The organism is Pontibacter sp. GD13 (assembly GCF_058216355.1).
Genome location: NZ_JBYZMQ010000006.1, coordinates 175,458 through 195,585 on the forward strand (window position 1 = coordinate 175,458; position 20,128 = coordinate 195,585).

Consider the following 20,128-nt stretch of genomic DNA (forward strand, 5'->3'; position numbering starts at 1 on the left):
CCAAGAACACTATACTATGGGTTTATTAAGTGGCATGATGGGGCACGCGTCTGAGGTGTCTATCGAGAAAATAACCAAAGAGTTTCAACCAATTCTGATAGAGGATGAGCACATCGAACGTGCTTACAAACTGATACGGGATATGCTCGTTTTTACTACCAAGCGTCTGATCGTAGTGAACAAGCAGGGTATTACGGGCACCAAGATTGACTATCAGAGTATTCCTTACAGTAGCATCAAAAAATTTTCGAGAGAGAGCGCGGGTATCGCAGACCTGGACGCTGAGCTTAAAATATGGCTTACCGGCGAAAGTGAGCCCACCATCAAACAGGATTTCAGCAAGGGCAACAACATCAACGAGGCGTATCGTGTGCTGAGTAAGCATGTACTGAAGTAATCCCTTCTAAAACAAAGCCCTTAGCTGTATACAGCTAAGGGCTTTGTTTTAGAAGGGGCGCGAAGTGATTAAGGCACTACCTCTCCATACAGATCAAAATCCGAGGAACCGGTGATCTTCACCTGGGCGAAATCGCCCAGGCGCACGTAATTGTTGTCGGCTGGCACCAGCACTTCGTTGTCCACTTCCGGGGAGTCGAACTGTGTGCGGCCTACAAAATAGCCACTCTCTTTCCGGTCGAACAGCACTTTGTAGGTCTTGCCTACCTTTGCCTCGTTCAGCTCCACAGAAATACCCTGCTGCAGCTCCATAATGGCATCGGCACGCTCCTGCTTCACTTCCTCCGGCACGTTGTCTTCTAAAGTATGCGAATGGGTGTTCTCCTCGTGTGAGTAGGTGAATATACCCAGGCGGTCAAACCGGGTCTCCTCTACCCAATCGTACAGCTCCTGGAAATCCTGGTCTGTCTCGCCGGGGTGACCGGAGATCAGGGTGGTTCTTAAAGCGATGTCCGGCACGCGCTGGCGGATGGTGTCTACCAGCTCGATGGTGCGGCGCTTGCCAATGCCACGGCGCATGGTCTTCAGCATGTTATCCGAAATGTGCTGCAGCGGCATGTCCATGTACTTACAGATATTCTCCCGCTCGTTCATCACATCGAACACATCCATCGGAAACTGCGAGGGGTAGGCATACTGCATCCGGATCCACTCGATGCCGTTCACATCGGATAGGTTACGCAGCAGGTCTGCCAGCTTGCGCTCGCCGTAATGCTGCAGTCCGTAGTAAGTCAGGTCCTGTGCGATAAGCACCAGTTCTTTGGTACCCATACTGGCCAGGCGCTTCGCCTCTTTCACCAGGTCATCTATAGAGCGGTCTACGTGTTTGCCGCGCATCAGTGGTATGGCACAGAAAGAGCATGGGCGGTTACAGCCCTCGGCGATCTTAAAATAAGCGTAATGCGAAGGCGTCGTGATCAGGCGTTCCCCGATCAGTTCATGCTTATAGTCTGCCTCCAGTTTCTTGAGCAACTGCGGCAGCTCCAGGGTGCCGAAGTAGGCGTCCACTTGCGGGATCTCCGCTTCCAAAGAATCTTTGTAGCGCTGCGAAAGGCAACCAGTTACGTACAGCTTGTCTATCTGCCCGGCCTCTTTGGCATCGGCATAGCGCAGGATGGTGTCGATGGACTCCTGCTTGGCATTATCGATAAAGCCGCAGGTATTCACCACGATGATGTTAGAATCGTCTTTTTCAGACTCGTGCGCCACCTCAATCTCGTTGGCACGCAGCTGCCCCATCAACACTTCCGAATCCACCAGGTTTTTAGAACAACCCAATGTGATCACGTTTACCTTATCCTTCTTTAATGTTCTTACTTTCACGTATTAATAACTAGCTTGGTAATTGATCAGAAACTCCACGTTTGTTACCTGCCCCTGCTGTACTTCTATTGGGTTGATGTTCATCTCTCCGTCCAGCAGATTGGCAAACAGGCCCTTCTCCTCTTTCGAAAAAAGGCTATACTTGCCGGGCTTCAGGCTAACCGCAAAGTTGCCATTAGCATCTGTAACAACCTTCGTCACTAAATTAGTTTGAATGTTGCTATGAAAAACACCTTCGGTGGTAGTTGCCTGACTGGAATTGGTGAGCTCATAGATGTAGAGCGTGCGCGCTACCCCCTTGCCTGTGCTTGGCTGCACATCCGGGGAGGGCATTTGGTTGCCGGCTTTCCAAAGCACTTTACCGGTCATTCCCTGCGTTATCGGGGCCTGGTGGTTTTGCTGCCGGCTGGTGTTGCCAACAGGTGCCTGGGTTTGATCAGAGGTGCCTGATTGCTCCATGTTACTGGTGTTGCTTTCAGTTTGGTGGGCGTGCTTGGAGCCGTTGCAATAAGAGAGCAACAGCGCCAGCGGCAGAAGCAGGAACTTGTCCATGGGTATGTACTATTTGCGTGAAAAGAAAGATGCTACGAATTCGTTCTTGTCGAATAACTGTAGGTCCTCAATTTTCTCGCCAACTCCGATGTATTTCACCGGTATTTTAAATTCATCTGATATTCCGATCACCACACCTCCCTTGGCGGTACCATCCAGCTTCGTAATCGCCAGGGCGGTTACGTCGGTGGCTTTGGTGAACTCGCGGGCCTGCAGCAGGGCGTTCTGGCCTGTGCTGCCATCCAGCACCAGGAGCACCTCGTGTGGCGTGTCCTCGGTTACCTTCTGCATCACGCGCTTGATCTTCGAGAGTTCGTTCATCAGGCCCACCTTGTTGTGCAGGCGTCCGGCCGTGTCAATGATCACCACGTCAGCGTCCATCTCCACGCCTTTCTTCACTGCGTCGAAGGCTACGGAGGCAGGGTCGGTGTTCATGCCGTGCGATACCACGGGCACACCCACGCGTTCGCCCCAGATGATCAGCTGGTCCACTGCGGCAGCCCGGAACGTATCGGCGGCACCCAGCACCACCTTTTTACCGGCCTTGTGAAACTGCGCGGCCAGCTTGCCGATGGTGGTGGTCTTGCCCACGCCATTCACGCCAACCACCATGATCACATAGGGCTTGATGCCTGCGGGCAGCTCAAAGTTAGCCCCGTCGCCGGCGTTGTTCTCCTCCAGCAGGGCGGCAATCTCCTCGCGCAGAATCCGGTCCAGCTCATCGGTGTTCACGTACTTGTCGCGGGCCACGCGCTTCTCAATGCGGTCGATGATCTTTACCGTCGTGCCCACGCCCACATCGGCATGCACCAGAATTTCCTCCAGCTCGTCGAGCACATCCACATCCACTGTGGATTTACCGATCACAGCTTTGCTTAACTGGCCAAAGAAACTTTCCTTGGTCTTTTCCAGACCTTTGTCGAGTGATTCTTTCTTCTTCTCTTTGCTGAAAAAGTCAAAAATGCCCATGCCGATTATTTTGTGAGGATGAAGACTTTCGGTGATACGGTAATATACTAAAAAAGTCCCGTTAACGGGACTTCTTCGTGTTATCTATGTATAAGTAGAGGAGGCTGATTACTTTTTAAGGAATTCCTGTACTTTGTCTACAGGTACCATCTCTTCTTTAAAGCTGTATGCACCCGTTTTTGGGGAACGTACGGCCTTGATTACTTTTGCCCAGTCTTTACCTGTGGCGGTTTTTAGGGTTGCAACTACCTTCTTTGCCATGGTTATTTAATTTCTTTATGTACAGTTACTTTTCTCAATACCGGATTATACTTCTTAAGCTCCAGACGCTCAGTCGTATTCTTTCTGTTTTTGGTAGTGATGTACCTTGAAGTTCCAGGTGTGCCCGTCGCTTTATGCTCTGTGCATTCCATGATTACCTGGATTCTGTTACCTTTTGCTTTTTTAGCCATCTCAACAGTAATTTTTTAATTAGGACTGCAAATATAAAAGCTTAAATCTCTAATTACAAACAAAGTAAAAACTTTATTGTAAAACCCTTGCCCTCACCTACTCAAGGCTTACACAAACCTGTCACCAGCAGGCCGCTAGTCCAGTTTCGGAAGTATAAAATCATCGAGTGCGCTGGGCTGTGCCATCGTTTTCTCAATATCCGCCACGGTGCGCGGCGCCAGTCCCGACAGGTTCTCCCAGCCTTTCTCAGTGATCAGCACATCATCCTCTATCCGTACGCCAATGCCCCACCACTTCTTGTCGCAGGGGCTGCCCTCCGGAATGTAAACCCCGGGCTCCACCGTAATCACGGTGTTGGGTTTGAAGGCGCCGTAGGAGCCGGCGTCGTGTACATCGAGGCCAATGTAATGCGAGGTGCCATGCGGGAAGTAGCGTCGCACCTCGGCCTTATCTTTGATGATGCCGAGCTTCAGCAGCCCGTCGGCAATCACTTCCTGCGCCACCATGCCGGGTGCCTGAAACGAGTTGCCTACTTTACATTGCTCAAAACCGGCCTGCTGTGCCTGCAACACCAGTTCGTATATCGTTTTCTGCTCCTTTGTGAATTTGCCGTTTGCCGGCACCGTGCGGGTAACATCGGCCGTGTAGCCGCTGTATTCTGCCCCCACATCCATCAGCACCAGGTCGTCGCCTACGGTTGGCTTCTTGCTTTCGATGTAGTGAAGCACACAGGCGTTGTTGCCGGCACCCACAATAGAGGGGTAGCCAACTTCCTGGGCGCCGTACTTCTTGTGCACAAACTCGTGTATGCCCTGCAGTTCCATCTCCGACATGTTCGGGCGCATGGCCTTCATCACCTCTATCTGGCCCAGGGCGGAGATGGTGATGGCTTTCCGGAGCAGATTTAGTTCCTGTGGTGTTTTTACCTCGCGCATCGCTGCCAGCGTTTGGTTCAGGGTGTGGGCATCCAGCCTGCTTTTGGGCACTGCTGCCAGGGCTTTGGCGCGTTCGGCGGCTGTGGCAGCCTGTAGGTAGCTACCCAGGTATTTATCCTGCTGCAGCGCCGGGTTGTAACGCATCATCTGCCCGAGGTAGTTCTTGATTTCCTGTGGCTGTGCGGCACCTTGCTCCCGCACCATGCCATACAGCATGTTCCGGGTGGCATCAAAACCGGCAGGAATGGCTGCCTTTTGCCTGAACTGCTGCAGCAGGCTGTACAGGTCGGCCTCGTCTGCGGCATCGTCGCGCACATCCCCCGGAAGCTCCTTAAAGAGTATGCGCTGCACGGATGTGGTATCGAGCTGGAATCCGGCGAAGGCGGTGTTCGGCGCGGTGGCTATCCCCAGCGCACTGGCCGCACCCTCCACACCCAAACGCTTCCCGTTCCATAGTTCTGCCCGGGCATCGTTGGGCTGCACAAACAGCATTTCACTTACCTGCTTTCCGGCCACGTTCTGCGGTTCCGAGAACAGCACCAACGCCGCATTGGGCTCGGCGTACCCGGTCAGGTAGTAAAAGTCCGGGTCCTGGTGGAAGTAAAAGTCCACGTCGTTGGCGCGGTTGCGCACCGGGGCGGCAAAAAAAACAGCAACGGAGTGAGGCGGAAGCTGCCTGCGCAGTTGCTCTCTCCGTTGCTGGTGAAATGTTTTATCTAAAGTAGCAGCTGGCTGCGCCGGATTTGTGCGTACCTGCGCCGTGGCAGCTGTAACAGTTGCCCACAGGATCAGTACACACAGCCGGGAGGCTGCCATTAGTACATGATATAGCCTTGCTCTACTGCTTTCTTCAGCACAGCAGAAATACCATTCTTGTTGATGGTTCTGATGGCCGAAGTAGAAACTTTAAGCGTTACCCAGGCATCCTCTTCCGGGATATAGAAACGCTTCTTCTGAAGGTTCGGGTAAAACTTACGCTTTGTCTTATTGTTAGCGTGAGATACGTTGTTACCTACGCGTGGTCTTTTACCTGTTAAATCGCAAACTCGTGCCATCTTGTATTTTCTTCTTAATTATTTCAATAGGGGTGCAAATATCTGCAAAAAGTTACAGAAATTCAAAAGCATCTAAAATATTTTTCCTCTAATTGTGTATTCTGCCGTGTGTGGGCGCATTCCTGACACATATTTTATACTTTCTTTTTCTCTTCTACCTGTTGCCTGTGCTTGTTAAAGCCATACGGGCAGTGCTTGCAGGCATTTTTGCAGCAGTACCCGCGCTTTTGCAGGTACTTGGCCGTAAGCACCATCAGGCCCTGCGCGTTAAAGTAGAAATCCTCCCCCTCTGTTAGCTTCTGGCTCACTGTATTGCTGTTTGTTTAACGCAAATTACGTGAATTGCGCGACATCCGCCAAAACTGTTGAACCCTAAGCGGGGTGTAGTGCCGTACAAAGCACAAGAGCAGGCTCAAACTAAAGCTACCGGCCAGCGGCGCTTGTATGTTATACCGATTCTCCAATTGCCTATGCCCCGTTACAACACATTCAGCGAAGCCATTAGCGCCATGCGCCTACGAGGCTTTACGCATACTTTCAGCATACAGCACAATGAGCTGTACTGCTCCGAACTGCATAAAGCCATCGCCCCCGAGCAGTTAACGCTTATAGAGCGGCACCAGGTAGCAGCACCCGGCAACGCTCAGGGCACCTGCGAGGTGTACGGCTTCCGGACGCCCGACAACACCTTTGGCCTGATGACAAACACCTATGCCCAGTACGACCCGGAGGGTTTCCGGGCCGTGTTTGACCGTTGCTTACAGGCTAAGCAACAGCGCTATTAGCCCCACATAAGGGCATAAGTTTTAAAAGAGCGACCTATTCGCTATTTTTACAACCATAAATAATTGGATCTGTAATATTTACAGTACCTGTTTTGCAAAGGCCGGGCACCTGTTTATTTCAGAGGAACTTGAAAACTAAAAAACTATGGATACGCAAACAATCACCTCGAGCCAGCAGGCGATGGACATAGAGCACGAATTCGGCGCTCATAATTACCACCCACTACCTGTCGTGCTTAACCGCGGCGAAGGAGTTTACCTATGGGATGTGGAAGGCAAGCGCTACTATGATTTCCTGTCGGCTTACAGCGCCGTGAACCAGGGCCACTGCCACCCGCAGATCATCCAGGCGCTTGTAGAGCAGGCGAAGCAGCTCACCCTGACCTCCCGCGCTTTTTACAACGATAAGCTGGGCGTGGCAGAGCAATATATCTGCGAGTACTTTAACTATGAAAAAGCGCTTTACATGAACTCCGGCGCCGAAGCTGTGGAAACAGCCATAAAGCTGGCCCGCAAGTGGGGCTACATGAAAAAAGGCATTCCCCCCCACAACGCCGAGATCATCGTGGTGGAGCACAACTTCCACGGCCGCACCACGGGCATCATCTCCTTCTCCACCGACCCCGACTCCACCAAAGGCTTCGGCCCCTACATGCCGGGCTACAAAGTGATTCCTTACAATGACATCAACGCGCTGGAGGAGGCCCTGAAAGAGAACCCGAACGTTTGCGGTTTTTTGGTGGAGCCGATCCAGGGCGAGGCCGGGGTGGTAGTGCCCGACGACGGCTACCTGGCAAAAGCGCACGCCCTGTGCAAGGAATATGACGTGCTGCTGATGGCCGATGAGATTCAGACAGGCATTGGCCGCACCGGCAAAATACTGGCCAGCAAGTATGATGATGTGCACGCCGACATCCTTATACTTGGCAAGGCCCTGTCGGGTGGTGTGCTGCCGGTATCGTGCGTGCTGGCAAACGACGACATCATGCTGTGCATCCAACCAGGCGAGCACGGCTCTACGTTTGGCGGCAACCCGCTGGCGGCTGTGGTGGCCATTGCCGCCCTGGAGGTGATCAAAGAAGAAAACCTGACCGAGAATGCCCGTGTTCTGGGTGAACTGTTCCGGGACCGCATGCGCCGCCTGATGGAAAAGCGCCCCGAGATCGTAACGCTGGTGCGGGGCAGAGGACTACTGAACGCCATCGTGATCAACCCCAACGACAAAGGCCAGACGGCCTGGGACGTGTGTGTGGAGCTGATGAACAAAGGGTTGCTGGCCAAACCAACACACGGTGACATCATCCGCTTTGCGCCGCCGCTGGTGATCACAGAAGAGCAGCTGCATGCGTGCTGTGATATCATTGAAGAAGTAATCATGAATTTTTAGGCACCGGTAAGGCTTAAACGAAAAGGGTGAGGCAGCGGCTTCACCCTTTTTTGTGCCCTAAAAAACACCTGATGTTATGTACCAAAGCATCTGAAACAAGCATCGTGGAAATTGACTCCTTGCAATAAATATTTTTACTGCTTACGCCAGAATGTGCTATATATAGAGTATAAATATTCTAAAAATGACTTGAGACAGTATAATTTTATATCTAAAATTATACACGATCTAAATCATCTGCGATTATTTATATGAAAACAATCTTCCCCGCTGCTGTTATTGCGGAGTCCTCTGAATGCTATCAGAGTAGGATAGCAGTACGATAGAAAGCCATCTACCTCAGCTCCATTTGGTTCCTTCTGGTGGCATTCCTGAGTTTGCCGTTTATACATGTCGATCTCTCTGTTCAGGCGAGAGGCACCTTCCAAAGCTCCCTTGAAAGAAACGAGGTGTTCGTGCCTGTTTCCGGCAGGGTACACACCATTCGGTTCAGGGAAAACGATAAGGTAAAAAAGGGAGACGTTCTTGCCGAGATAGAAACTGAGCAGTTGGACCTGGAGCTACAGGGGCACAGCCAAAGAATTGCTTTGCTGCATGATTTCCTTGCTGACCTGAAAAGCCTGAACAGGACTGACATAGCTACAGCAAAAGCAGGTTCATTTAAAACGGAGGTGTATGCAGCGGCATACTATGAGTTCTTCTCAGCTTTTGAAAATCTGAATGCAGGTTTAGAAAAGGCCACAAGGGACTTTGAGCGGAACAAACTGCTTTACGACGCAAAAGTTATTGCTTTTATGGAGTTCGATGAATCGAAGGCGAAGAATGAGCAAGCCAAGGCTGCCCTCGAACTCCACTTTAAAAAGCAGCTGGCGCAGTGGAAACAGGAAGCAAGTTCCTACGCCAACGAGCTAAGCCAACTGGAGAACAGGGTGAAGCTGCTCCACGACCAGAAAACCAGCTATAAGATAACAGCCGGTGTGAGCGTCACGCTGTTAAGCGCAAAAAACATCAAAGAGGGCGACTATGTGTTCCCCAACCAGAAAATTGCCGAAATCTCTCCAGACACGACTATACTGGCAGTCGTTTACCTCTCTCCCAAAGATATAGGTTTCATCAAGCACGGCCAGCGCGTTTCCTTTCAGGTAGACGCCTTTAACTACAACGACTGGGGCTTGGGCAAAGGCAACGTGGCAGAAATAGCCGATGACCTGACGCTGGTGGCAGAGCAGCAGGTTGCCTTTCGTGTTGTTTGTGCGCTCGACCAGACGCATCTCTCGCTACAAAACGGCTACAAAGGCGAGATAAAAAAAGGCATGACCTTTAACGGCAGGTTTCTGGTGGCACGCCGCAGCCTGTTTCAGTTGACGTACGATAAAGTGGACGACTGGATGAACCCAACCATCAACACCATATAGTATGAGCGCCAACGTGAAACAACGGGACATGACCGATTGCGGGGCGGCTTGTTTGGCATCTGTTGCCAGCTACTATAAATTGAGGCTTCCTGTCTCCAAGATCCGACAGATGGCCTCTACCGACCAGAAAGGCACAAATGTGCTGGGCTTAATTGAGGCAGCCCAGAAAATGGGCTTCTCTGCTAAAGGCGTACGGGGCGAGTTCGACAGTTTGTTTAAGATTCCCACGCCTACTATTGCGCATGTTGTCATTAAAGGCAGGCTGCACCACTACGTAGTCATCTATAAAGCAACCCAGAAACACATACTCGTGATGGACCCTGCTGACGGCCGGATGCACAAAATTCCGCATGAGGAGTTTAAGGAACTGTGGAGCGGCGTGCTGGTGCTGCTGATGCCAAACGACGACTTTAAGACACTGAACCAGACCGTTTCTGTTTATCAGCGCTTCTGGTTTCTGGTAAAACCTCACAAGTCCGTGATGCTTCAGGCGCTGTTTGGCGCGGTTATATATACCGTGCTGGGTTTGTCTACGGCCATTTACGTGCAGAAGATAGTAGACAACGTTTTTGCAGATGGCAACAGAAACCTGCTAAACCTGATGAGCGTGGTGATGTTGGTGCTGTTGGCTTTTCAGGTGCTCATCGGGGTGTATAAGACACTTTTTGTGCTGAAGACGGGGCAGAGGATTGACGCCCGCCTCATACTTGGCTATTATAAGCACCTGCTTACGCTGCCGCAGCAGTTCTTCGACACCATGCGCGTGGGCGAAATAATCAGCAGGATTAACGATGCAGTAAAGATTAGGGCCTTCATCAACGATGTTTCCATTAACCTGATGGTGAACGTGTTTATCGTGCTGTTTGCTTTTGCCCTCATGTTCACTTACTACTGGAAACTGGCGCTTGTTATACTCTTGATTATCCCACTGTATGCGCTGGTATACTTCATCACCAATAAGCTGAACCGTAAGGTGGAGCGAGTGCTGATGGAAGATTCAGCCGAGCTGGAGTCGCAAATGGTGGAGTCTATTACAGCGGCTGGCACTATCAAGCGCTTCGGCATAGAAGACCACGCCAACATGAAATCGGAGACGCGCTTTATCAAGCTGCTGGGCACGGTCTATCAATCAGGCGTCAACAACATCTTCACAGGTACTTCCTCCGAGACTATTTCGAGGGCGTTCACCATCGTGCTGCTTTGGGTAGGCGCGGGTTATGTGCTCGACAACCAGATTACACCGGGAGAACTGCTGTCTTTCTACGCCATCATCGGGTATTTTACTGGACCAGTGAGTACGCTGATAGGCATGAACAAGACCATCCAGAATGCCATGATTGCGGCAGACCGTTTGTTTGAAATCATGGACTTGGAGGTAGAGAGCAATGAGAACAAATTTGAGCTGAAGAAAGAGTTTATCGGCGACATACACCTGAAGGCTGTGCATTTCCGCTACGGCACCCGCAAAAACGTGTTTGAGGGCCTGAGCCTGACCATCCCAAAAGGCAAAATAACGGGCATTATCGGGGAGAGCGGCTCCGGCAAACCCACCCTCATCTCCATCCTGCAAAACCTGTACCCGCTGCAAGAGGGCAGCGTACACATCGGCGACTATGACCTGAAGTATATCGAAAACAGGAGCCTGCGGCAACTGGTGACGGTAGTGCCCCAGAAAGTGGATTTATTTGCTGGCAATGTAATCGACAACATCGCCCTCGGCGATTACCAGCCGGACATACAGCGCATTGTGGGCATTTGCGTCCAACTGGGCATGATGGACTTTATAGAAGGTCTGCCAAACGGTTTTGCCACGTACCTGGGCGAAAACGGTGCCTCTTTATCAGGCGGCCAGAAACAGCGCATTGCCGTTGCCAGGGCGTTGTACAAAAACCCGGAAGTGCTGATTATGGACGAAGCCACCTCCTCCCTCGACCCCAAATCAGAAGAATTTGTGCAGCTGACTATCCGCAAACTGGCGGAGGCCGGCAAAACCGTGATTTTTATTACGCACCGCCTGGCCGCCGTAAAAGACTTTGACCTGTTGTTTGTGCTGGAAAACGGCAAACTGGTAGAACAGGGCACACACGCGGAGTTGCTGACCAAACGCGAGCGCTATTTTGAGATGATAAACAAACAACTTTTAGTATTGAATTAAGCAGCAATGAGAGTGGTATGAACTTTAGGAAGTACATAGAACGGATAAAGTACTTGGACGAGCTAGTACGGAAAGAGAGAACGGGCACACCAGAGGAACTGGCCAGCAGGCTTGATATCAGCAGGGCGCAGCTCTACAACATTATCGACTATTTAAAAGACGAAGGCTTAACTATTGGCTATACCAGGCAAAGAAACACCTTCTATTATACCGGCAATGGTAAACTGGAAATAATATTTTCCTTGAAGGTTGTGACGGAGCAGGAAAGCGTTGAAATTTTAGGCGGAAATATTTTCTTACGTCCAGTTTTACTGGATTGTAGAAGCATAGCTTTACATTAGTTAACCGGTTAATAAAGGTGATGTCGGCAGCCTGTAAGTGTTGAGAATAATGTTAATATAAATTATATGAATAACTTAAAAGAAATTAATCTATATGAGCTAACAATGGAAGAATTATCTGTTGTTGGTGGCGGCACCGAAATAGGCTATTGGCATGGGTTCTATGGAACTAAAGTTGTTGAAGCATTTGCCAGTGTAGAGCTTACAATAAACACCTCAAATGGAGGAGCAGGCTGGGCGCCAGTTAAATATTAATCATTAATACTAAAAATAACATTATGAATTCGAGATATCATTTAGTAGAATTAAGTCGAGAGGAATCTACTTCAGTTGAAGGGGGCATTTGGGTTGGAGTTGCTATAGCAGCTGCTTTTTACTTATTGTCAGAATTTGACTCAATTAAAGCTGGAGTACAGGATGCTTCAGCTGGGAAAGACTACAATTACGACCCATGTAAATAAGTAATGTTATGTACAGGCAACAGCTACTGTTGCCTGTACAATAAAAATTCAGATATGAAGAAAAGAAATATTGTTCAAATACTAATACCGCCTACTATATTCATTAGTTTATACTTAATAAACATGTCCGGTTTACTCGATTTAAGCAAGATTCTCTATACTACAAGCTTTTATGTTACTAAGTTTTTTCTTTCAATAATTTAGGTTCCAATTATGGTTTTAAGCTATATTTCTAAATTAGACAAAGGCTTTGATGATGCTATATCTATATTAGCTAAATACAAACTATCAACGCTAATTACAGGAACAGTTTTTTTAGCAGTAATTTACAATGTTTCTTCATCTTTTATACTAGAGCATCTTGCTGGAAATAGTTTAAAAATATCGGGCCTTGAAAACTTATCACCTCTAGTAATGTTTATAATGGTGGCAGTTTTTGCCCCAATAATAGAGACTATCATATTTCAGACATTTATCATTGAAACAGTAGTAATTTTACTAAAGTCCAGATTTATAGCCCTTGTAGTATCTACAATAATATTTGCACTAGCCCACTCCCACGATTTATACTATATTGCTTTTGCATTTTTGCCGGGCTTAATTTTGGGCGCATTGTATTTGGTGATTCAAGCCAAACAAAAACCACAATTCTTATTAGTCTGTTTAGCTCATGCTCTTATAAATTCTTATTCGTTCATCCACAATTACATATTTAACTAGCAGCCTATTCCCTAACATTTTTTTGCAAATTATTGGAACACTTATTCTTAGCGCTGTACCTGCTGCCTCTATCTTATTTTTGAACTTAAGCAGCATTTCTCAGGAATTAGAAATGACAGTTGTATTTATTGCATATTGTTTATCGTTGATAATTATGGTTTACTTTATAAATGCTAAAAGAAATATTCAGTTGACTTTTAACTTTGGCCTTAATAGACTAACCATTCTTTCCGCTCTCATTTTAATCGTGATAGCCTTTCAGTTTGGCCTCAATATACCTGTGGGCAAGGTTTTTGGGTAAATATTAAGCCTGAACAGCAGTACTAGCCATCCTTTTGCTTCTATTCCGTTAGTATTAGAGGCTGTTTTGATTTCATTTATCAAGTTTGTTAAGCATGATGTGAATCATGGTCACCTTTATCATTGTCTCGGATGATTTAGTCAAGTACTCCTAGTCTTTGGAGAGCCTTCGGTAGAGGTTGAGCCAACCGAAGGTCCGTTCCACAATCCATCGTTTCGGCAATGCTTCAAATACCTTCTGATGTATTTTATTTACTATTTCCAACTTCCAGTTCAGATGGCGAAAGGTGTTCTTCACCCACTCCCACAGGGGTAACCCGCTGTAACCCTGGTCTGCAAAAAAGAGCTTCAGGCGGTTGAAATCGGCTATTCGCGCCGCTGCCCTTGCCAGCAGCCACCGGGCGCCCTGCCGTTCCGCAACATCTGCCCGATGGACGATGAGCAGCCCCAGTGTGTCGACCATCAGGTGTCTTTTGCGCCCCTTCACCTGCTTGGCCGCGTCATAGCCGCGCTTGCCGCCCTGCTGCACAGTCTTTACGCGCTGCGAGTCAATGATGCCCACGCTCGGGGAATCCGCTTTGCCGTGCTTGCGCCTGACCTGCTTGGAGAGATGATCGTGGAGCAGCTCCCAGCAACCATTCTCCCGCCATTTGCGGTAATAGTAGTAAACTGTCTGCCAAGGTGGAAGGTCCGAGGGCATCATGCGCCACTGAATCCCACCTTTAAGGACGTAGAAGATAGCATCGAAAATACGCCGAAGAGGCCACTGGCGCCTGCGCTGCAGCGTTTCATCGTCTAAGATCTTTTCTATAAATTGCCATTGGGTGTCGGTTAAATTGCTTGGGTAAATCATAAGTCTGCAAACTTTTCTTACCTAAACAACCGGCACCTGCTTTTTTATCCAAACAAATCAAAACAGCCTCTAAGGAGCAGTGATTATAAGCTCTATACTTGAAGAAATTATATTTAGAGGCATCATTTTAAAAGGCTTACTGACATCCAAATCACCCAAGATAGCTATTTTTATGTCAGCAACTATATTTGGGTTCTTTCATGTGGTACCTACACAAGTAATGGGTGCTTTGGTGTTTGGGTTGTTTTTTGGATGGGTTTTTTATAAAACAAAAAGTTTAGGTATAACAATACTGCTCCACTTTATTGCTAATTTGGCAGCTTTAGGAGGACGCTACTTAAACTATAAGTATGGCAGCACGAGCGTTGCGGCCGTATCAGATATTTACGGGAGTGTTTCAGTGTTCATTATTATAGCTGCACTTACCTTGCTTGCCTTCTCTTCTTATTTTATTTATCTAATGAGAAGCAAATTTAACCGCTCAATTCATCTCTCTGGAGATATGACAACCAAATCGGACACCTCGCAAAACTTTGATGAGATCAAAGAGGTGACTGTCATTTAAATGTGACGTTACAGTAGCATAAAACAAAAATGGATCAGCAAGAAAACAACAAACCCGTACAGATTTTCGCCGGCGACTTCCACCGGGCCTCTATCATTAAGAACATGCTGGAGAACCACGGCATCTATGTGTTTGTGCAGAACGAGCACATGGGCAGCATTGCCCCCTGGCAAGTGTCGTCGGGTGGTTTTAACCCGGTGAAGCTGATCGTTTCGGGCCTCGACAGAGAGCAGGCTCACCAGCTGCTGGAGGAATTCAACACTGACCTGCCACAATAAACGACCAGTAAAATCCTGCACCCATACAATTAAAGCCACCCCGTTTTCTAATTCCCCCGCTTTCGCCGTACCTTTGCAGCAACTTGATTTTGAACAATTTTTGTAAAGGATTTTTTACGTATGATCAGAAGACCAAGACGCAATCGCCAGAACGAGGTGATCCGGAACATGGTGCAGGAAACAAGCCTGAGCCTGAACGATTTTATTTTCCCGCTCTTTATTATAGAAGGCCAGAACCAGCGTGTAGCGGTTGCCTCCATGCCGGGCATTAACCGCTTCTCCATCGATACGCTTTTAGAAGAAGTAGCCGCCTGCCTGGACCTGGGCGTGAATGCCTTTGCCCCTTTCGCCAGTATACCCGAGCAACTGAAAGACAAGTATGCCTCTGAAAGCCATAATCCGGATGGACTGTATGCTCGCGCGATCCGGGAGGTGAAGCGCAATTTCCCGGAGGCTGTGCTGATGACCGACGTCGCCATGGACCCCTACAGCTCCGACGGGCACGACGGCATTGTAGAAGGCGGGGAGATCCTGAACGACGAAACGCTGGAAGTGCTGGGCAAAATGGCCCTGACGCAGGCACAGGCCGGAGCCGACATAGTAGGCCCCTCCGACATGATGGACGGCCGTGTGGCGCACATCCGCAAGGTGCTCGACGCGAATGGCTATGAAAAAGTAAGCATCATGAGCTATACCGCCAAGTATGCCAGCGCCTTTTACGGCCCCTTCCGCGATGCCCTGGACTCGGCACCCAAAAAAGGAGACAAGAAAACCTACCAGATGAACCCTGCCAACAGCCGTGAGGCATTGCTGGAGGCCGCACTCGATACCGAGGAAGGCGCCGACTATCTGATGGTGAAGCCTGCCCTCGCTTACCTGGACATCATCAAGCTGCTGCGCGAAAACGCACAGCTGCCGATTGCCGCCTACAACGTGAGCGGGGAATACGCCATGGTGAAAGCCGCCGCCGAAAGAGGCTGGCTGGATGGGGAGAAGGCCATGCTGGAGAGCCTGCTAAGTATAAAGCGCGCCGGTGCCGATGTTATACTTTCTTATTTCGCCAAAGAATACGCGCAGGTGCTAAAGCGGTAATTTGCCTCTTACTCTCTGCTTAAAAAGCGTGCATCCAGATAATCTGGTGCACGCTTTTTTATTTTTGCACTTTTAGTAGTTTCAGAGGTCACAAACGAAGTTATGGCAAACAGAAAAATAAACGAAGAAAATTGAACTGCTTTGCCATTATTCGCATTTTGTCATATATTGAAAGACCATTACACCTACCCTAATACTTTTTATGAGAAGATTAAGCCTTTGGCTTGTTGCCGCTACACTGGCAACAGCCTCCACTGCATTCGCACAGCGCGGTAATTCACCGGTTCGCGCGAATGTTAAGGCACTGGACCGTATTGCTGTTTCTGCAGAAAAGGATTACAAAGCCAGCCGCAACAAAGCCCTTGAACTAGCCAAAAAAAATGGCTGGACCATTGAGAAAACGTATGCAGACGGCACGCATATCGCTTTGCAGGGACTGGATGCCAAAGGGTTACCGATCTACTATATCACCTATAATAACACCAGAGCGGCGGCTACCACCAAAACGAATGAGGTGTGGGCTGGCGGTTCGCTGGGGCTGAGCCTAAGCGGGGCAAGCAGTGCCGTGCGCGACAAACTGGGCATGTGGGATGGGGGGCGCGTACTGGCCTCGCACCAGGAGCTGCGTGAGCGCGTGGTTCAAAAAGACAACCCTTCTGCTAGCAGCGAACATGCTACGCACGTGGCGGGCACCATGATAGCCAAAGGCGTTAGCTCGCTTGCCAAGGGCATGGCCTTTGGGGTTACCAAACTGAATGCATGGGACTTTAACGGTGATGTGGCCGAGATGGCCGCTGCAGCGCCCGAGCTACTTATATCCAACCATTCGTATGGTACTATTTCAGGATGGCGCTACAACTCCGACCGCAAAGGCACCTCAGAGGACCCGTATTGGGAGTGGTGGGGAGACCCGGATATCAGCGCTACAGAAGATTATAAGTTTGGATACTACAATGAAACAGCTGCCACCTGGGATAGGATTGCCTATAACGCACCCTATTACCTGATCGTGAAGTCGGCCGGCAACGACCGTAGCTCTACAGGCCCCAACGAAGGGCAGCCCTATTACCAACGCAACAGCTCGGGTAACTTTACTAAAGTAGACTCGCGCAGTAGCAGTATCAGCAAAAACAACGGCTATGACATTATTTCTACCTATGGCACGGCCAAGAATATCCTAACAGTTGGCGCCGTCAATCCAATCTCAGAAGGCTACCGCGAAAGCACTGATGTGGTTATCTCCTCTTTCAGCAGCTATGGCCCCACCGACGATGGCCGCATCAAGCCGGATCTGGTAGGGAATGGCGTTTCTGTTTTGTCCGCCTCCGATAAGGGCAACACCTCCTACACTACTTTAAGTGGCACCTCTATGGCCTCTCCTAACGTGGCAGGTAGCTTACTGCTGCTACAGGAGCATTATGCTAACCTGAAAAACGGACAAGTGATGCGGGCTGCTACTTTAAAAGGAATAGCCATACATACCGCCGATGAAGCAGGCAAAACACCAGGGCCAGACTATATCTATGGCTGGGGATTATTGAATATGAAACGGGCCGCATCCACTATTTCCAATCTGGATGGCACCCATATGATCCTGGAAAATACACTGGCGCAAGACCAGACTTTCACGAAACAGGTAACCGCATCTGGTGCCGGGCCTTTGGTGGTAACCATCTCCTGGACCGACCCCGAGGCCACGCCTATAAGTGTTAATTCACAGGTGCTCAATAACCGCACACCGCGTTTGGTGAACGACTTGGATGTACGGATCACGAACAAGGCCATTACCTACCTGCCCTGGGTATTGGATCCGAACGCACCTGCTAACGCGGCCACTACCGGCGATAACAGACTGGACAATGTGGAACAGGTTAAGATCATGAATACAGTGCCCGGCGAAACCTACACCATCACAGTAAAGCATAAAGGTACCCTGTCTAAGGGTCCGCAGGCTTACGCCATGATCGTGAGCGGAGCAGGTGGCGTTGCCGTTTGCGAGAGCCGGCCAACCTCTGATGCAGGCGCTAAGATCACGTCCTTTAGCTTGGGCAAGCAGACGCAAACACTAGCCTCCGGCTGCACAACCTACCAGGACCTGACAGCCAACATACTGGCCTTTGAACCGGGCCAGACCAAGCAGCTTCGGTTGGGAGTTGGTACCTGTGGCGCAGATGCATCCAAAATCGCAAAAGTATTTATCGACTGGAATGGAAACGGAAGCTTTGAGGATGCCGGAGAAACCGCCGCGGTATCGGAAGTGTTAGCTGGCAATGCCATGTTTGAGGCTGCACTCACCGCACCAGGCAATGGGGTTACCGGAAACAAGGTGCGCATGCGCGTAGTGGTGCAGGAAACCACAGTAGCCACCGAGGTGGTACCTTGCGGAACCTATGCCCGCGGCGAAACCCAGGATTACCTGATTCAGTTCGAAAAGCCCCTGAACGACATTGCCGTAACATCCGTCACCCCAATCGGTGCATCGCTTTGTGCCACATCCTCGCAGAAAGTGCTGGTGAACATCCAGAACCTGGGTTCTGCTAACCAAACCAACATCCCAGTTACGATCAGCGTCAGGAAAAATGGCCTGGAGATAAAACAACTGACCACTTCCTTTACAGGGGAACTGAAGCCTTATGCCCACGCAGAACTGATGCTAACTGAATCGTTTGCCACCGAGGCAGGCGCCACTTATGAACTGATTGCCCTCTCGGGTCTGCAAAACGATGCCATAGAGACAAATAACCGTCAGGTGCGCGCCTTTACGGTTGGCTCGCCGGCAGCAGCCCCTGTTGATGCAGCCGCTTTCCGCTGTGGCACCGACCCTAACTACACCTTGTCAGCTGCGGGTAGCGGAGCTGTTTACTGGTTCAACTCTCCTACAAGCAAGCAGCCTGTGGCCGTGGGCAATCAGTTGCAGGTGCCGGTTGCCCAAGTGGGCGACAAGCTTTACGCAGCGTTCAATTCGTTTGAAGGAACGTTGGGCGCCCCTAATAAAAACTTTGCTACCGGAGGCGGATACAATGCCTTCACGCCAGATGTGCTGATAAACACCAAAGCGCCTGTGTTGCTGGAGAGCGCACGCCTGTACATCGGAAACAGTGGCAAGATCACGTTCACGGTGTTTAACGAGGACGGGGCACCAGTGTCTACCAAAACATTGTACGTAACCGCTACCAGAACTACCCCTGCCGAGGGTGTTCAGGAAAACGACCCGAACGATGCTGGCGCCGTTTATTACCTGGGCCTGGAGTTGCCGGCAGCAGGAAACTATAGAATATCAATCTCTTATGAGAACGGGGCCACTATTTTCAGGAACAATGCCGGCGTGACAGGATATCCTTTCCAGGCCGGGAACGTGGTTTCAATCACCGGAAATACGGCCAGCCCTAACACAGAGTCATACTACTATTACTTCTACGACATGAAGGTGCGTGCCCTGGGCTGCGAGAGCCCGCGTGTTGCGGCTTTAATTAAAGGCGGCACCCCATTGGGACAGCCCGAGATAACCCGCGACAAGCAAACGCTGGTATCCAGCGAGCCAGTGGGCAACCAGTGGTTTAAGGGTACCCAGGCAATTGAGGGGGCCACCGGCCAGGTATTTGCGCCAAAAGAAAGCGGCGAGTACAGCGTAATCGTGTTTAAGGAGGGTTGCGTTTCAGAGATGTCCAGGGCGTACAGTTTTTCTTACAAAGAGGGCATCCGCGAACTCGGCACCGCTCTGGTGGTTTCGCCTAACCCAAGCACCGGCCATTTCAGGCTCGAACTGGAGACAGCGCAGCCCGAGGACATTCTTTTTGAAGTAACCGACATGCTGGGGAACAAGATCATGAGCCGCAAAGTAGCCAACCATTTCGGCCAGTACGAAGGGTTCATCAACCTTAGCTCAAGTGCATCAGGTTTGTATGTACTGCGTGTAAGCCACGGCGACACCATGTACACCGAAAAAATACTGGTACAGCATTAACCGTTCGTTTACACCCTGCAACAAAAAACCCCGGTTAGAGCCGGGGTTTTTTGTTGCAGGGTGTAAACG

At 49.8% G+C, this 20,128-nt stretch carries 21 protein-coding genes and 1 pseudogene; 13 read left to right on the top strand and 9 right to left on the bottom strand.

Going from position 1 to position 20,128, the window contains the following annotated elements; genetic code table 11:
- Window positions 1-16: 16 nt before the first annotated feature.
- On the top strand, window positions 17-397 hold the full coding sequence (locus AC4BAN_RS10730) for a PH domain-containing protein (protein WP_490564402.1): 381 nt from the start codon (window positions 17-19) through the stop codon (window positions 395-397).
- A 68-nt stretch (window positions 398-465) separates the two neighbouring features.
- On the opposite strand, the gene rimO is transcribed toward AC4BAN_RS10730, so the two are convergent.
- The 8 genes from rimO to AC4BAN_RS10770 all read right to left on the bottom strand — a co-directional run bounded on the left by rimO (window position 466) and on the right by AC4BAN_RS10770 (window position 6,051).
- Window positions 466-1,779 carry a 30S ribosomal protein S12 methylthiotransferase RimO gene (gene rimO, locus AC4BAN_RS10735; RefSeq protein WP_490564403.1) on the bottom strand — a complete coding sequence of 438 codons (1,314 nt, stop codon included), beginning with the start codon at window positions 1,777-1,779 and terminating at the stop codon, window positions 466-468.
- Window positions 1,780-1,782: 3 nt separating this feature from the next.
- The gene (locus AC4BAN_RS10740) at window positions 1,783-2,331 is read right to left on the bottom strand and encodes a carboxypeptidase-like regulatory domain-containing protein (RefSeq protein ID WP_490564404.1); all 549 of its coding nucleotides are present in this window, start codon (window positions 2,329-2,331) and stop codon (window positions 1,783-1,785) included.
- A 9-nt stretch (window positions 2,332-2,340) separates the two neighbouring features.
- A complete protein-coding gene (ftsY, locus tag AC4BAN_RS10745) occupies window positions 2,341-3,300 on the bottom strand; it encodes a signal recognition particle-docking protein FtsY (RefSeq protein WP_490564405.1) in 960 nt (319 codons plus the stop codon).
- Window positions 3,301-3,408: 108 nt separating this feature from the next.
- Window positions 3,409-3,561, bottom strand: coding sequence for a DUF4295 domain-containing protein (locus AC4BAN_RS10750; RefSeq protein WP_299826285.1), 153 nt, complete (start codon window positions 3,559-3,561; stop codon window positions 3,409-3,411).
- A 2-nt stretch (window positions 3,562-3,563) separates the two neighbouring features.
- A complete protein-coding gene (gene rpmG, locus AC4BAN_RS10755; protein ID WP_490564406.1) occupies window positions 3,564-3,752 on the bottom strand; it encodes a 50S ribosomal protein L33 in 189 nt (62 codons plus the stop codon).
- 135 nt (window positions 3,753-3,887) lie between these two features.
- Window positions 3,888-5,504 carry an aminopeptidase P family protein gene (locus AC4BAN_RS10760; protein ID WP_490564407.1) on the bottom strand — a complete coding sequence of 539 codons (1,617 nt, stop codon included), beginning with the start codon at window positions 5,502-5,504 and terminating at the stop codon, window positions 3,888-3,890.
- The gene (gene rpmB, locus AC4BAN_RS10765) at window positions 5,504-5,743 is read right to left on the bottom strand and encodes a 50S ribosomal protein L28 (protein WP_439881069.1); all 240 of its coding nucleotides are present in this window, start codon (window positions 5,741-5,743) and stop codon (window positions 5,504-5,506) included. Before rpmB ends, AC4BAN_RS10760 begins: the two co-directional genes overlap by 1 nt.
- Window positions 5,744-5,877: 134 nt before the next feature.
- Window positions 5,878-6,051, bottom strand: a complete 174-nt coding sequence (locus AC4BAN_RS10770) for a C1orf53 family protein (protein WP_490564408.1) — start codon at window positions 6,049-6,051, stop codon at window positions 5,878-5,880.
- Window positions 6,052-6,213: 162 nt separating this feature from the next.
- Here AC4BAN_RS10770 and AC4BAN_RS10775 point away from each other — a divergent pair, with 162 nt between their 5' ends.
- The 8 genes from AC4BAN_RS10775 to AC4BAN_RS10810 all read left to right on the top strand — a co-directional run bounded on the left by AC4BAN_RS10775 (window position 6,214) and on the right by AC4BAN_RS10810 (window position 13,007).
- The gene (locus AC4BAN_RS10775; protein WP_490564409.1) at window positions 6,214-6,528 is read left to right on the top strand and encodes a hypothetical protein; all 315 of its coding nucleotides are present in this window, start codon (window positions 6,214-6,216) and stop codon (window positions 6,526-6,528) included.
- A 145-nt stretch (window positions 6,529-6,673) separates the two neighbouring features.
- On the top strand, window positions 6,674-7,915 hold the full coding sequence (gene rocD / locus AC4BAN_RS10780) for an ornithine--oxo-acid transaminase (protein ID WP_490564410.1): 1,242 nt from the start codon (window positions 6,674-6,676) through the stop codon (window positions 7,913-7,915).
- Between the two features lie 362 nt (window positions 7,916-8,277).
- Window positions 8,278-9,330, top strand: a complete 1,053-nt coding sequence (locus AC4BAN_RS10785; protein WP_490564411.1) for an HlyD family secretion protein — start codon at window positions 8,278-8,280, stop codon at window positions 9,328-9,330.
- Window position 9,331: 1 nt separating this feature from the next.
- The gene (locus AC4BAN_RS10790) at window positions 9,332-11,485 is read left to right on the top strand and encodes a peptidase domain-containing ABC transporter (protein WP_490564412.1); all 2,154 of its coding nucleotides are present in this window, start codon (window positions 9,332-9,334) and stop codon (window positions 11,483-11,485) included.
- A 53-nt stretch (window positions 11,486-11,538) separates the two neighbouring features.
- The gene (locus tag AC4BAN_RS10795; RefSeq protein WP_490564413.1) at window positions 11,539-11,826 is read left to right on the top strand and encodes a DNA-binding protein; all 288 of its coding nucleotides are present in this window, start codon (window positions 11,539-11,541) and stop codon (window positions 11,824-11,826) included.
- A 66-nt stretch (window positions 11,827-11,892) separates the two neighbouring features.
- The gene (locus tag AC4BAN_RS10800; protein ID WP_490564414.1) at window positions 11,893-12,081 is read left to right on the top strand and encodes a hypothetical protein; all 189 of its coding nucleotides are present in this window, start codon (window positions 11,893-11,895) and stop codon (window positions 12,079-12,081) included.
- Between the two features lie 23 nt (window positions 12,082-12,104).
- Complete coding sequence (locus AC4BAN_RS10805; RefSeq protein WP_490564415.1) at window positions 12,105-12,287, top strand: hypothetical protein; 183 nt, start codon at window positions 12,105-12,107, stop codon at window positions 12,285-12,287.
- A gap of 213 nt (window positions 12,288-12,500) precedes the next feature.
- On the top strand, window positions 12,501-13,007 hold the full coding sequence (locus tag AC4BAN_RS10810) for a CPBP family intramembrane glutamic endopeptidase (protein ID WP_490564416.1): 507 nt from the start codon (window positions 12,501-12,503) through the stop codon (window positions 13,005-13,007).
- Window positions 13,008-13,380: 373 nt separating this feature from the next.
- Here the strand turns inward: AC4BAN_RS10810 and AC4BAN_RS10815 are convergent.
- Window positions 13,381-14,160, bottom strand: a pseudogene (locus tag AC4BAN_RS10815) (IS5 family transposase).
- 79 nt (window positions 14,161-14,239) lie between these two features.
- On the opposite strand from AC4BAN_RS10815, the gene AC4BAN_RS10820 reads away from it, so the two are divergent.
- From AC4BAN_RS10820 to AC4BAN_RS10835, 4 genes are all read left to right on the top strand, one after another.
- Complete coding sequence (locus AC4BAN_RS10820; protein WP_490564417.1) at window positions 14,240-14,725, top strand: CPBP family intramembrane glutamic endopeptidase; 486 nt, start codon at window positions 14,240-14,242, stop codon at window positions 14,723-14,725.
- A gap of 29 nt (window positions 14,726-14,754) precedes the next feature.
- Window positions 14,755-15,003 carry a putative signal transducing protein gene (locus AC4BAN_RS10825; RefSeq protein WP_490564418.1) on the top strand — a complete coding sequence of 83 codons (249 nt, stop codon included), beginning with the start codon at window positions 14,755-14,757 and terminating at the stop codon, window positions 15,001-15,003.
- A gap of 120 nt (window positions 15,004-15,123) precedes the next feature.
- Window positions 15,124-16,095: a porphobilinogen synthase gene (hemB, locus tag AC4BAN_RS10830; protein WP_490564419.1), complete on the top strand. Its 972-nt coding sequence runs from the start codon at window positions 15,124-15,126 to the stop codon at window positions 16,093-16,095.
- A 202-nt stretch (window positions 16,096-16,297) separates the two neighbouring features.
- Window positions 16,298-20,059 (top strand): S8 family serine peptidase, encoded by a 3,762-nt coding sequence (locus AC4BAN_RS10835; protein WP_490564420.1) that lies wholly within the window; start codon window positions 16,298-16,300, stop codon window positions 20,057-20,059.
- Window positions 20,060-20,128 lie beyond the last annotated feature (69 nt).

Coding starts and splice junctions, on each gene's coding strand:
- hemB (WP_490564419.1), top strand. CDS start 15,124: ATGATCAGAAGACCAAGACGCAATCGCCAGAACGAGGTGATCCGGAAC.
- rocD (WP_490564410.1), top strand. CDS start 6,674: ATGGATACGCAAACAATCACCTCGAGCCAGCAGGCGATGGACATAGAG.
- AC4BAN_RS10805 (WP_490564415.1), top strand. CDS start 12,105: ATGAATTCGAGATATCATTTAGTAGAATTAAGTCGAGAGGAATCTACT.
- AC4BAN_RS10790 (WP_490564412.1), top strand. CDS start 9,332: ATGAGCGCCAACGTGAAACAACGGGACATGACCGATTGCGGGGCGGCT.
- AC4BAN_RS10760 (WP_490564407.1), bottom strand. CDS start 5,504: ATGGCAGCCTCCCGGCTGTGTGTACTGATCCTGTGGGCAACTGTTACA.
- ftsY (WP_490564405.1), bottom strand. CDS start 3,300: ATGGGCATTTTTGACTTTTTCAGCAAAGAGAAGAAGAAAGAATCACTC.
- AC4BAN_RS10835 (WP_490564420.1), top strand. CDS start 16,298: ATGAGAAGATTAAGCCTTTGGCTTGTTGCCGCTACACTGGCAACAGCC.
- rpmG (WP_490564406.1), bottom strand. CDS start 3,752: ATGGCTAAAAAAGCAAAAGGTAACAGAATCCAGGTAATCATGGAATGC.
- AC4BAN_RS10730 (WP_490564402.1), top strand. CDS start 17: ATGGGTTTATTAAGTGGCATGATGGGGCACGCGTCTGAGGTGTCTATC.
- AC4BAN_RS10800 (WP_490564414.1), top strand. CDS start 11,893: ATGAATAACTTAAAAGAAATTAATCTATATGAGCTAACAATGGAAGAA.
- AC4BAN_RS10825 (WP_490564418.1), top strand. CDS start 14,755: ATGGATCAGCAAGAAAACAACAAACCCGTACAGATTTTCGCCGGCGAC.
- AC4BAN_RS10810 (WP_490564416.1), top strand. CDS start 12,501: ATGGTTTTAAGCTATATTTCTAAATTAGACAAAGGCTTTGATGATGCT.
- AC4BAN_RS10775 (WP_490564409.1), top strand. CDS start 6,214: ATGCCCCGTTACAACACATTCAGCGAAGCCATTAGCGCCATGCGCCTA.
- AC4BAN_RS10740 (WP_490564404.1), bottom strand. CDS start 2,331: ATGGACAAGTTCCTGCTTCTGCCGCTGGCGCTGTTGCTCTCTTATTGC.
- AC4BAN_RS10750 (WP_299826285.1), bottom strand. CDS start 3,561: ATGGCAAAGAAGGTAGTTGCAACCCTAAAAACCGCCACAGGTAAAGAC.
- rpmB (WP_439881069.1), bottom strand. CDS start 5,743: ATGGCACGAGTTTGCGATTTAACAGGTAAAAGACCACGCGTAGGTAAC.